The sequence below is a fragment of the Vibrio sp. 10N.222.47.A9 genome (assembly GCF_963872585.1).
GTDB lineage: Bacteria > Pseudomonadota > Gammaproteobacteria > Enterobacterales > Vibrionaceae > Vibrio > Vibrio splendidus.
On sequence record NZ_CAWNBB010000020.1, the window covers coordinates 124,776 to 137,585 of the forward strand.

Below are 12,810 nucleotides of genomic sequence, written 5' to 3' on the forward strand. Positions count from 1 at the left end.
TTTGCGTGGCGATAGTACTGTATAAATTTGCCAAGTAAAGGCAAACCACACGAATTATGTGCTGGAAGATAACAGATCTAAAGAGTCATTGCGCGAGATCAAATCTTAAACGAGCAAAATATTCGATCTGACTGCCTTCAGCTGCAGTTATATTAGTGCTGAATACAAAAAGGGCTGCATATAGCAGCCCTTCAGGAATGGATAATCTAGCTGGTCATCAACCTCAATGAGTTAACAACCTGGCATGGTTGATTAACGATCCCAGTATGTTTCTTCTAAGCTATCTTCGCGTTCAGGTAGCGCACGAGAAAGGCGAGGAGAGTGCTGAGTCAACACCTCATAGCTTACACGGTTTGCGTATTTACAAATTTGAGACAGTGAAGAGTAAGTTAGACAAGCGTGTTCGTGCTTCTCAGAGTTCGGCACGTTAACGTGATGGTAGCTGTTTGCTGCCATGTCGTGAAGTAGTGCTGAAAGTGCACCATCACCAGCACCGTTGGTGTTCTTAATCTCAAGTGGGCCGCCTAAGTAAGGGCCAATGTGAGAGTACACTTTTACTGGGTCTTTACAGTCTTGCTTACGCATCGCGCGGCTGAATTCATATTTATTGAACTCAGGGATGTTACCCGGTAACAATGGCAGTGTAGTTTCGCGTTTCGCTGGTTCGTCAGTGTAGCCTGCCATGTATAAGCCGACAGGGCCTGCAGTGCAGAGAACTAGGTCAACCCACTCAAGAGCTTTGTTCGCAGCCAATAGCGGATCTTTTTCACCCGTTAATGCTTCACCTTCATCTTCGTTCATCGCGACGATGGTTACGTTCTCTTTCAGGTATTCTTGCCACCATTCAGCGTTACCTTCGATCACGTACTTCGTGCCAAGTGTCAGTACAACTGGCACATTGTACGCTTTCGCGTATTCAATCGCTTTTTGTACCGCTTTTGGCATCGGATCTTCAGGCTTACCGCGCATTAAATATGAAGACACAACTAATGCAGACGCTTTTTCAAAAATCTGTTCAGGAATACTTTCAGGAAGCAGCTGGTTCATGTGTCCTTCGTTGATCGCAAACGTACGTTCGCCATCTTCGGTAATGAGCGTGTAACAACGACCAATGGGACCATCAACGGTTTGTAAGTGGTTTAAGTTCATACGAGAAGATGTGCGGCAAAGGTAGCGGTAACCAAATGAGCCAACTTCAATCTTCTTAGACATTACGCCAAGTAGGACAGATTTGCTGTCTGCAAGAACAGAATAGTTGTGCAGTGTGTTGCCGATAGTATCGCCAGGGTATTGATGCGTGATCAAACCGCGCTCAACTAACTCTTCATACAGCGCATCTGCTTTACTTTCTTCCAAAACCAGTGAGTGGCCTTTACTCAGCTCGTATTTTTCTAGGAACTCGTTGTCAACACGGGCTTCGATATCAACAATCGTTTGACCTATACCGACAACTGTTGCGCGGTGTAGCTTAGGTGTTTGTTGAATTTGGTTGACCAACGGATCACGGGCGTGAGTTGGAAAGTAGTGCTTAGATTTACGCTGTCCAGGAAATTTCATATGACAAATACAGTGAAAAAATTTTGCCGCATGATATCACATTTTGTTTCTGTTTCTTTCATTTTTATTACATTTTGAATCACCTGCACAATGTCTGTACAGGTGATTCAGCTTACTTTTGCTTCAGACCATTCGTGTGAGACTATTCGGCTGGAACGAGTGTTGCTGGATCTACGTAAGCCTTTGTGCCCCATAGCGGAACGGTTGAAAGGCTATGTTTGAAGCTGCCTTCTGTTTCTTTGGTTGTGTAAGATAAGTAAAGCAGCGATTGATTCTCAGCATCGTAGATACGACGAACCTTCATCGTTTTGAAGAAGATACTTTTCGACTGCTTGAATACCACTTCACCTGATTTACTTTTGTCTATTTTAGCAATCATTTCTGGTGTGATTTCGCCTGTTTGACGACAAGAGATAGAACTATCGCTTGGATCGGAAAGACTCAGGTTTGCTTCGATTGATGCAATGTGACAAGTCACACCTTCGATCTTATCATCATCTAAAGATGACATTTTGATATCCTTCATTGTGAAGAATCCCAAAGAGACGTCGCCAACCTCGTTGTCCGAACAGCCTGCCAACATTGTGATGATACCTGCTGCTATTAAGGCTTTTTTCATAAGAAGTCCTTTTTATTTATATAGTTCTGTTTACTATAAGGATATTGAAAGCTTGAATACGAGTGTAGAGCTTTTCACCGAGTTCTTAAAGGATGTTATGAGAGAATGAAAAATATGAAGCATTTAAAGTACTTGTTGGCGTTAGTCATGCTCTGTATCCTTTCTGCATGTAGCTCGGCTCCTACGCCGACCATATGTCTCCCAAATAACTGTGATATTTGGGGTTACTAATCTTAGGTACTAAAAGAATGAATAACGAAATACCTGAAAGCGCACATAAGAAAAACCAATGGCTGTTTAGCCAACTCGACATTGCTTATCCCGCAAAGGAGAGCTTGCTAGGTCGAGAACTTTATCAAAGCAGACTCCCATCCAAGAATTACCAACTCCTCGCTCAAGATCAAATTCCTTCCCAAATTGATGAACTGCATAAAGTCGATTTCCATAAACTGACGGTACTTTTTTCACTTAACCAAGCCAGTGTTTATTACGATGAAACCGAAAGGGCACATATGCTTGAGTTCTTGAGTCAGATTATGTTGTCTGATGAGCATGTTTTATACATTGGAACTCAAAATGGTGATGTTGTGGCGAGTGCTATTGTCACAGAAGTGGAAGACTCTCTGTTGATCTCCGACGTGATTATTGAAAACGGTCAAGATATCAACGGCTTTGCTAAGCAGTTACATGATTTTTGGGCACAAGATCATGCTTCTCACGATAAAGTGTGGGTCGAGAACTAAAGATTCTTTGAGAAAGCGTTAATCTAAGTACAATACCCCATCTTTTATAAAGGGTTTTGTATGTACAAGCTATTGATATCAATCGCTGTATTGTGTGTTAGCGCTTTTTCTACAGTCAGTTTTGCTACCGACTGGGATATCAAACGCATCCTAGTTTTACACTCATACGAACCTTCTTACCAATGGACTGCTGACTTTCAGAAAGGGATAGACAGTGCGTTCAGCCAATCTCAAACCGAAGTTAAACTCTCAATCGAGTATTTGGATACAAAGCGCGTCCATAGCTCTGAGTACTACGACTCTCTCGCCGATTACTTACAAGCCAAATACGCAGGTTATAAATTTGATGGGGTTATTGCGACTGACGATAACGCGGCTAATTTCCTTGAATCACTGAGTGCGTTGATTGACCGTGCGACACCTATTGTTGCAGCGGGTATCAACGACATAAGCACCGATATGTATGCGGTGTCTGATAGAGCGACTGTGCTTTATGAGAACGATCAGATAGACGTTAATATAAAGCTGATCTCTAAATTAAGACCTAATCTAAAGAACCTCTATTTCATCAATGATTACAGTGTCACTTCTGAGCTAATCCGTAAAGATATAAGCCGTATTATGGCAGACTTTCCATCGATTAATTTGGTCGAAATACGCGATTTGTCGCTCAAGCAAACAAGTGAGTTCTTAAAAGGGGTATCTGCTGACGATGCAGTCTTACTGAGCCACTACAATACTGAGTTAGATCAAGGTGTATATCATACCTATCAAGAGGTCGCGGAAACCTTATCTGCATCGAGCGCCGCACCAGTGTTTGCGTTATGGCAGTTTAATATAGTCGGTGATGTACTCGGAGGTTATGTAAACCACTCACGAAGCATGGGTGAAGAGGCCGTTAGTGCATTGGATAAGTATGTGCCTCTTAATTTTTCTACACCTTTAGTTCCCGGTGACAACAAGCGTTTTGTTTTCAATTATCCGGCGCTTAAAAAGTTTGGTATTGGTGATAATGTACTGCCGACAGGATCTGTGATTGTTAACGAGCCTTCCTCCTTTTTACAAAAGAACTTTCAATTGTTGTTGGGCTTAATCATGGTCATTACAGGGCTGAGCGTGATTATCGTGATGCAATTTATTACCCTGCGCCAAAAGAAAGAGTTGGCAAAAAAGAACAAGCGAATCCTTGCACTACAGAAACAAACTTTGAATGTTCAAAAAGACATGATTCATGTGCTGGTTGAAGCCATTGAAACTCGCTCTGGTGAGACGGGTAATCACGTTAAGCGTGTAGCCAAATTATCCGCTTTGCTTGCTAAGTATCGTGGCTTGAGTCATCGCGAGGTCGAGATGATTGAGATCATCAGCCCAATGCATGATGTCGGTAAGATTTCGGTTCCGGAATCTATCTTAGATAAACCAGGTAAATTGACAGACCAAGAGTGGGATGTAATGAAACTTCACACCACTGCGGGCTACAATTTACTGAAGAGCGGAGCGGGTGATATTACCAACCTCGCGGCAATCATTGCTAACGAACATCATGAGCGTTGGGATGGCGCTGGATACCCTAATGGCAAGGTAGGTGAACAAATTCACTTGTTTGCTCGTATCACTGCCGTAGCCGATGTATTTGACGCATTGCTTAGTGCTCGTTGCTATAAAGATCCATGGCCATTAGAGATGGTGGTCGACTTGTTCGAGAGAGAGTGTGGCTATCAATTTGATCCTCAGTTAACCAAACTGCTACTGAAACACCTGCCCGAGTTTGTCGCTATCCGAGATTCGTATCCCGATACTGGAACTGTAGAATATGCGTCTGTACCTTCGATTGAAGTTAAGATTCTAGAAGAGTCGGTTGTTAGCTAACTCTCGCTCTATCTGAATAGTCTACAAGTCTTGGTTTCTTTATCAATTCACCCTAATCCGACTAGGACGTGGCAATTTATATTTTCCACTGAAATTAAGTCGTTTATGTAAACCTTGCAGTATTTGGTTTTGCAGATTCTGGTTTAATTTGATGAAAGCTGTTGCTTATGCCGAGCCATAAGGTGATCAAGCCCATATTTCGCGAAGAGAAATAAGCCTGTGTCCGTAAACTGTTATCTTAATCATCCCGCGCATTGAAAGAACACTATAGGATAAAACTTGAATTCAATGCGAGTGAGAGAGCTATGCGGTTAGAACAGACTAAATGTGTAATTTTCGATTGTGATGGAACACTCATCGATAGCGAAAAGCTGTGTTGCCAAGCCTTGGTGAATGTATTCACCGGCTTTGGGGCGGAGCTAAACGTTAATGACTGCTATGCGCACTTTCAAGGTGGAAAGCTGGCCGACATCTTAATGGATACACAAGAACGTTTAGGGCTATCTATCTCGATTGATACGCTTGAGCCGTTATATCGTATTGAATTAGAAGCTTTGTTCCAACGTCATTTAAAGCCGATGGATGGTGCCATCGAGCTCATTGAATTCCTAAAGCGACAGGACATCGAATTTTGTATCGCTTCTAATGCGCCTAAGTCTCGGGTTGAATCTTCATTGGCAATGACAGGAATGCTCGACGACTTTAAAGGTAAAGTGTTTTCAGCTTTTGATGCCAACAGCTGGAAGCCAGAACCTGACCTGATTATGTATACAGCCATGAATATGGGCTTTTTACCCAATGAGTGTATCTATGTGGACGATACTTTGAAAGGAATTGAAGCGGGTGTTCGTGCGGGTATTCAATCATTCCGATTGCGCCCAAGTATTAATGAATCAATCGTAGATCCCGAAGCCGACTCATCAGAGGTAACGGCTCAGGATATCTACAGTTTGGAAGAGATTTCGGTTTGGATTAATGGCAAACACTGCTCAAGTGGTGGAATACCGAACCCTGCAGCTTTGGTGGGGTAGAGCCTAGCTGAAGGCTGACTACCTTACTAAATTGTTTAGTGTGAAAACCGCAAGATGCACAAGTAAACTTTTCTCCACTTTCTGAGAGTAGATATTCGTCGTGTTGGCATAAAGGGCATGTAATGTCGTCGGTGTTTGGTGTTTCTGTTTTATTCATTATGTGTCACCTGCAGCAAGAGGGTAAGCGAAAAAAGACCCGTTTAATTAGATTACCCCTAAGCTCGAATATTAGACAGTTTTGACACTTGATAATCTCGCCTTTGCGACTTGCTTCATGGTAATGATAATCTCATCGTTAAAGACCATGTGTTTCCTGTTGTTATTAAGGGAAGTTGTTATTAAAGGAAGCTGTTATTAACGGAAGTTGTTATTAGTGAAAGTTGCTATTAACGGGCGCTGCTATAAACGGGCGTTGCTATTAACTAACGTCGATAAAAAAGGACTCATGATGAGTCCTTTTTAGTTTCGCTGAATTTAACTTGGTCAGCCTAAGTGTTCACTCGTATCTAAGTGCGGTATCTTGCCAAAGTTTTAGACAAAGAAACTGATGCGTCTGTCAGTGTCGATACGCCATTTGAAGAGTTTTGAGCCACTTCTTTAATCACATCGGATTGACTGCGAATATCGTTAAGCTCAGCTGCGATGGTATTCGCTACGTTGCTTTGCTCGTCCGCTGAGGTTGCAATCTGAATACTCATATCCATTAGCGCTTGAGCTGAGTCAGCAATCGAGTTTACATCGTCCCCAATGTTTGAAATCAGTTGGCTACTAGTTTGCGCTTGGTCGACCGTTTGCTCGGTGATCTTAGCGATATTTTGGCTCTCTTGCTGTAAGCGCTCAATCATTGCTTGGATTTCAACCGTAGCCGACTGAGTGCGACTTGCCAGTGTTCTTACTTCATCAGCAACAACTGCGAAACCACGGCCTTGTTCGCCCGCACGAGCGGCTTCAATCGCGGCATTCAAAGCAAGTAAGTTAGTTTGCTCTGAAATAGCGTTGATCGTCGTGATCACTTCATTAATTTGACTCGTGTTCACATTCAAGCTGGTAACTGAAGATGAGGTTTGCTCAATCAAAGAAGAGAGCGTGGTGATCTCTGAGATGGCTTGTTGAACTTTCGTATGGCTGTCGTTGATTTGCTGCGCGTCTTGTTCAGTTTGTTCAGTTGAACGTGCTGAAATGTTAGAGACTTCATTGGCTGAAGCGGTCATTTGATCCATGGCAGTAGCAACAGAGTCTAGAGACGCATTCTGGCTCATGATTTGTGTTTCACTGCGCTTCATCTCTGTTTCGAAAGAAGCCGACGTTTCACTTAGCGTTGCTGCACTGTGGTTTACGTTGTTGACTAACTCACTAAGCGTGTCCATTGAACGGTCAAGTGCACAACCAATCGTACCAAACTCATCACGTCCTGGGTGGAAACCAAGGCGTGATGTTAAGTCGCCATCACCAATCTTTTGAGTCGTTGAGTAAAGCACCCACAGTGCACCGCCTAGAAAAGTCGCCACCCAGTAACAGAAAAGACCAAAAGGCACGCACCACAAAAAACTGAGTAATAAAGAGTACAGTGCTTGCTGCTTTTGATTCTGTGTATCGAGATTTGAAACGGTAAGAGAGTAGTAGTTACCATCTTGTGCAATGGCTGTTGCTGTAACTGCACCATTCTTCAATATGGTTGTTTCTTGAGGACGTGTTTGTTGGCTAACTGAACGAACGGAAGCTGGGGAATCTGACGCTGATAAGATGCCTTGCAATTGATACTCGACCTGCTGTTTTGCAGTTACGTCAATGTGTTCCATTTTGTTGACGTAGTTGAGTCCAGCTAGGCTTGCCAGAGCGGCAAAAAAGATTAAGAAAATGACCCAAAACTTGTCGTTGATCGACATCTTGATAAACAGTTTGTCTATCGTTCGAAATTGTACTTCTTTCATAAAAACTCCACGGTAAATCCTTTACCGTGGACTCTAAATAACCGACCTCAATAAAAATGTGATGCCAATCGACTAATTGTGAAAATTAATGATACCAACATATCGTTTATGAGATATCTATCAAGTATTTTTGTTCTCTATGGGTTTATTAGCCCAGAGAAGGCAATAGCCCTACTGAAATAAGGATTTGAATCGCAATGATAAAAACGCCTACGCTGCCAACTAAAAACAACGCTTTACTTCCACCGAGCACTTGGTAAGTCGCTTCTGTACCTTGAGGTTCTACAGAGAAATCCGTGTAACGAATCTTGTATACCATCACTGTCGGCAGCAAAATTGCGAGTACTGAAAGTGCTATGGCTGCGTAGCCCAGAGCTGTAATGAAACCCTGTGGATAGAACAAGGCAAAACATAATGGCGGTAAGAAAGTGATAGCGGCCGTTTTAACGCGTTTTGCACTGCCTAGTTTCTTGCTCAGTGAATCCCCCATGAATTCAAATAACCCCAAGCTCACACCAATAAAAGAAGTCAGCAGTGCAAGGTCTGCGAATACGCCAACGATAACGCTAAGGTTTGATTGATGAACGGTTTGTGACAATGAGACTAACAGTGCGCCCAAACTTGTATCCGACAAAAGCTGCTCTTGGCTAATCACACCTAGAGTCACACTCTGCCAGAAAACATAGATGACCAAAGGGAGTGCAGAGCCAATAATCATGACCTTACGTAGAGAGCGAACGTCACCATCTAGGTATCGAACAATTGAAGGGATGCTGCCGTGGAAGCCAAAAGAGGTAAACACGACTGGAATTGCTGCAACAATCAGCCCTTGCTGTAAAGGCATGCTCATTAGGTATTGAGAGGTGATGTTTGGTGCTAGGAAGCTGAGTACCAGTACCATCGCAATCAGTTTAAGTCCGAATAAAACGCGGTTAACTTTATCAACACTGTGCGTACCAATCGTAACAACGCCAGCAACTAACAGTGTGAATAGAAGGGTTGTGATTTGGCCATTAAGCTCAATGCCTGAAATATCCGAGATACGTTGATTAAACTGCGCACCACCGCCTGCAATATAAGCTGCACACAGAGCGTAGAAAAGGAACATAACTGCAAAGCTAGCGATCCACTTACCTTTTGTCCCTAAAATTTTGTCAGCTAGCGTGTGTAGGGTTGCGTCAGAATCAGCGAATTGATGTAGTTCTACCATTAACAATGCAGTAAAGGCCATTAGGGCCCATAAGCCCAGCATTAGAAAAAGTGAGGTTGAAAAGCCAATACCTGCAGAAGCAAGTGGAAGAGCGAGCATGCCAGCACCAATAGTGGTGCCTGCAATGATCAAAGTACTACCAAAAACCTTTGATTTATTCATTGTATATAATTCTTTACGTTAGGGTGTGTTTTCATTGTAATTCTTCTAGCTTAAGCGCATAAACCCAAAGAATATCTCGATTTTTAAGTATTCTGATTGAGTTTAATTCCAAATGCAATATCTAATGTAATTAAAAATATCCACTGTAAACTATATTTTACGATTGGTGAGTTGGAAGCACTCAAATGCCCGAAGCAAACGTTTGACCATGATCTGCTTCAAAATTTGTAGAGTAATTTGTTGTACTTGGTGTAAGGTGACAGTACATATGTCGTTCGCGTATACCCCTTTAGCGTAAACAAGCGCTAATGATCGCGAGTAGCTTCAAGCTATAAATATGGAATGGGTAGAGTAGAGTGCGTTCATCAAAGTGACATAATATAAGTCCAAGATGGTGTGCTAGTTAACAGGACATTATGTCCACATTAAGGAATAGAGGGGGCACTATGAGTGACCAATCTTATAATGACGAAAGTCTTGAGTTGTTAGATGCTATGGAAATTGGCATTGATTTATCTGACTATGAACAAACAGTTAAACAATTAGCAGAAGAACTTTTTAAGTCTTCGAACTAAGGTTTTAAACCTTTAACTTGAGCTTTTTAAGCAAAAGTACTTAAACGAAAGCTTCCTTAGCTAAAAGTTTTTGTAGTTCAACGTTCTCAAATTAGACAATTCTTAAACTGAGCAAATCTCATTCGCTCACACGTCATATCAAAACTATCCTCATTAAAGTTCGCGAAGATAAACGAGTACGTTTACCATGTTACTTAGTTCTCGATACTTTAATGAGGTTCAATGAACTTTCTCGCACACCTACACATCGCTCAACACTGCAACAGTAACTTAGCCGGTAACCTGTTAGGTGACTTCGTTAAGGGTGACCCTAATAAACACTATTCAGATTCGCTTTCTAACGGAATAAGGCTTCATCGATTCGTCGATAGCTATACCGACCGTCATGATGTGTCTCGTTCTGCAAAATCTCTCTTTTCAGATCAAACAAGACGCTTTGCTCCTATTGCACTCGATGTCTTTTGGGATCACTGCTTAGCTAATCATTGGGGGCAGTTCTCGGCACAATCGTTAGAGCATTTTTGTTCAGACAGTCATCAGCAGATTTTCGAACATCAAGAGTCACACTGGCCTGAAAACTTCATTACTATTCATCAAAAGATGGCAGAACAACGCTGGTTGGAAAGCTATCAAGACATGTCTTCCATTGAGTTTGTATTACAGCGAATGGCTTTAAGAAGGCCTAAGCTAGGTATGCTCAAAAACTGTTATGACGACCTAGAACGCCACTATGATAAGTTGCAGTGTCACTTTAATGAGCTATATCCAAGCGTTTTAGAAGAAGCAAACCAGTTTAGTGCGCTTCAATTGACGAAAAATCAAAAGGAAAGGTAAACAGCGTAATGCAGGTTTGCTACAATCCGCGCCTATTTAATCTTTGAGCATCATACTATGTCTGAACCTACTAAATCTTTTAACCAACTTGGATTGTCTGACCAACTGCTTACAACACTCACCGAGCTTAACTTTACGGCTCCAACCAGTGTTCAAGAGCAAGCGATTCCATTGGTGCTAGAAGGCAAAGATGTATTGGCTGGTGCGCAAACGGGTACGGGTAAAACCGCAGCTTTTGGTTTGCCGATTATTCAAAGATTAATCGAGACTAAAGATAACGTTATCCCAAACCCTAAGTTAGTCCGCGCCCTTGTATTAGTGCCAACGCGTGAGTTAGCACAACAGGTGTTTGATAACGTAACCAGTTACGCGAAAGGTACCGACATTAAAGTGGTTGTCGCTTACGGCGGCGTTAGCATGAAGGTGCAAACGGATAACCTACGTGGAGGTGCAGATATCTTAGTGGCAACGCCTGGTCGTCTTATCGACCACATGTTCACTAAGAACATCATACTGAGCCACACTGAAGTGTTGGTGCTTGATGAAGCGGATCGCATGTTGGACATGGGTTTCATGCCTGATATTAAACGCATTCTTTCACGCATGAATGAAGTACGTCAGACTCTGTTCTTCTCTGCGACGTTCGATAATAAAATAAAAGCGCTTGCACATCGTATGATGCAGTCGCCAAGTGAAATTCAAGTGACGCCAAAAAACAGTACCGCGGACACCGTTACCCAGATGGTTTATCCCGTTGATAAATCGCGTAAGAGTGAACTGCTGGCTTACCTGATTGGTTCCAAGAACTGGCAACAAGTGTTGGTGTTCACGAAAACTAAACAGGGCACTGATGCACTAGTTAAAGAGCTTAAGTTAGACGGCATCAAAGCGGCATCAATCAATGGTGATAAGAGCCAAGGTGCGCGCCAAAAAGCACTGGACGATTTCAAATCAGGCAAGGTGAGAGCGTTGATTGCAACCGACGTGGCAGCTCGTGGTATTGATATCCAGCAGCTAGAACAAGTTGTGAACTATGACATGCCATTTAAAGCTGAAGATTACGTTCACCGCATCGGACGTACTGGCCGCGCAGGTAATACTGGTTTAGCGATTTCTTTGATGAGTCAGGATGAAGCGTACCTATTGGGTGACATTGAACGCTTACTTGATACTCGCTTGCCTCAAGAGTGGTTAGAGGGCTTTGAACCAAGCCTAGAAAAAGATGTAGCCCCTGATCGCGGTGGTCGCAGTAAAAGTCGTTCATCAGAAAAACGTAAGATCAAAGCGAAGCTTAAGATTCACCAAAACCGCGGTAAAGCACGTCGCTAACAAGCTAGACAAAGCTCCAGTTTAAAGATCTATACATATAAAAATGCGCCGTTACAGTTAGTTCTGTAACGGCGCATTTTTGTTTCAAGTAAATCAATTTACGACCAAGGAAGATAAAACCACTGGATTAATGATGTTCTTGATTACACTTCCATACACAGGGCACTTCATAAATTAGCTCTTCTAGGCTAGTTGGGTTTAGCACCCATTGGTCTTCGATTCTAAACTTGCTGACCATTTGTGAGTTGAATAGTTGCCAATGCTTAAGTAGGGCATCTTCGGGCGAGGTGACCATATCGCCTTCATTCCAAGTGCTTTCCATGAAGGGAGTTAGGCATACCGCTCCGTGCGCATACATGATCATTTGCCACTTAATCTCATAAATGTTGATCAAGTTTTCTGGATTCGCATCGTTATATTGTTCAGCTAACATGTTGATTTCTTTTTCGACATCGCCAACATTGTCTATAAAGTAATCGACCAAGTTGTCTTTTTGGCGAACAGAGTCAGTGATAAGTTGCATCGGTTTTCGTGAGTGAATCATGTTGCTAAAGAGGCGCATACTAAATAAATAGATAGTAATGTTTGGTGCGACGCCTTTTGGTAACTCTTCCACTATCTTAGCAATATAAGACTGAAAATAGGCGTGTAAACAATCGCTTATCGCATGCCAAATTTTTTCTTTGCTGCCAAAGTGGTGGCGAATAAGGCTATGCGATACACCTGCTTTTTCACTGATGTTACGAAGCGAAACGCTATCATAACCATGTTCACAGAACATATCCGCAGCAACACCCATGATCAAAAATCTCGTCTCTTCAGCGTCTTTTGCGCTTCTTCTGCCTTGTTTCTTTTCAGTCATCTTCATTTCACACATTTACCTGATTACCACATTCTACACTGTTTTTACTCAAATAAAAAATACTGCACAGGTGGAAAGTAAAGCTTGT

General features: G+C 42.4%; 11 protein-coding genes. 6 read left to right on the forward strand and 5 right to left on the reverse strand.

Going from position 1 to position 12,810, the window contains the following annotated elements; all coding sequences use genetic code 11:
• Nucleotides 1-252: 252 nt before the first annotated feature.
• Nucleotides 253-1,557 carry an inosine/guanosine kinase gene (locus tag AACT19_RS03895; protein ID WP_004730908.1) on the reverse strand — a complete coding sequence of 435 codons (1,305 nt, stop codon included), beginning with the start codon at nt 1,555-1,557 and terminating at the stop codon, nt 253-255.
• A gap of 142 nt (nt 1,558-1,699) precedes the next feature.
• Complete coding sequence (locus tag AACT19_RS03900) at nt 1,700-2,176, reverse strand: CreA family protein (RefSeq protein ID WP_017079179.1); 477 nt, start codon at nt 2,174-2,176, stop codon at nt 1,700-1,702.
• A 248-nt stretch (nt 2,177-2,424) separates the two neighbouring features.
• On the opposite strand from AACT19_RS03900, the gene AACT19_RS03905 reads away from it, so the two are divergent.
• From AACT19_RS03905 to AACT19_RS03915, 3 genes are all read left to right on the forward strand, one after another.
• On the forward strand, nt 2,425-2,919 hold the full coding sequence (locus AACT19_RS03905) for a hypothetical protein (RefSeq protein ID WP_076645359.1): 495 nt from the start codon (nt 2,425-2,427) through the stop codon (nt 2,917-2,919).
• Nucleotides 2,920-2,979: 60 nt separating this feature from the next.
• The gene (locus tag AACT19_RS03910) at nt 2,980-4,788 is read left to right on the forward strand and encodes an HD domain-containing phosphohydrolase (RefSeq protein ID WP_076645361.1); all 1,809 of its coding nucleotides are present in this window, start codon (nt 2,980-2,982) and stop codon (nt 4,786-4,788) included.
• Between the two features lie 305 nt (nt 4,789-5,093).
• Nucleotides 5,094-5,819, forward strand: coding sequence for an HAD-IA family hydrolase (locus AACT19_RS03915; RefSeq protein ID WP_076645363.1), 726 nt, complete (start codon nt 5,094-5,096; stop codon nt 5,817-5,819).
• A 506-nt stretch (nt 5,820-6,325) separates the two neighbouring features.
• On the opposite strand, the gene AACT19_RS03920 is transcribed toward AACT19_RS03915, so the two are convergent.
• Nucleotides 6,326-7,750, reverse strand: coding sequence for a methyl-accepting chemotaxis protein (locus tag AACT19_RS03920; protein WP_076645367.1), 1,425 nt, complete (start codon nt 7,748-7,750; stop codon nt 6,326-6,328).
• A 148-nt stretch (nt 7,751-7,898) separates the two neighbouring features.
• Entirely contained in the window at nt 7,899-9,122 is a 1,224-nt protein-coding gene (locus AACT19_RS03925; protein ID WP_076645370.1) for an aromatic amino acid transport family protein, read from the reverse strand.
• Between the two features lie 446 nt (nt 9,123-9,568).
• Here AACT19_RS03925 and AACT19_RS03930 point away from each other — a divergent pair, with 446 nt between their 5' ends.
• The 3 genes from AACT19_RS03930 to AACT19_RS03940 all read left to right on the forward strand — a co-directional run bounded on the left by AACT19_RS03930 (nt 9,569) and on the right by AACT19_RS03940 (nt 11,860).
• Entirely contained in the window at nt 9,569-9,697 is a 129-nt protein-coding gene (locus tag AACT19_RS03930) for a hypothetical protein (RefSeq protein WP_017059831.1), read from the forward strand.
• A 222-nt stretch (nt 9,698-9,919) separates the two neighbouring features.
• Nucleotides 9,920-10,531 carry an acyl carrier protein phosphodiesterase gene (locus AACT19_RS03935; RefSeq protein WP_076645372.1) on the forward strand — a complete coding sequence of 204 codons (612 nt, stop codon included), beginning with the start codon at nt 9,920-9,922 and terminating at the stop codon, nt 10,529-10,531.
• A 57-nt stretch (nt 10,532-10,588) separates the two neighbouring features.
• Nucleotides 10,589-11,860, forward strand: a complete 1,272-nt coding sequence (locus AACT19_RS03940; protein WP_076645374.1) for a DEAD/DEAH box helicase — start codon at nt 10,589-10,591, stop codon at nt 11,858-11,860.
• 127 nt (nt 11,861-11,987) lie between these two features.
• On the opposite strand, the gene AACT19_RS03945 is transcribed toward AACT19_RS03940, so the two are convergent.
• A complete protein-coding gene (locus tag AACT19_RS03945) occupies nt 11,988-12,728 on the reverse strand; it encodes a TetR/AcrR family transcriptional regulator (protein ID WP_017095584.1) in 741 nt (246 codons plus the stop codon).
• Nucleotides 12,729-12,810: the final 82 nt, after the last annotated feature.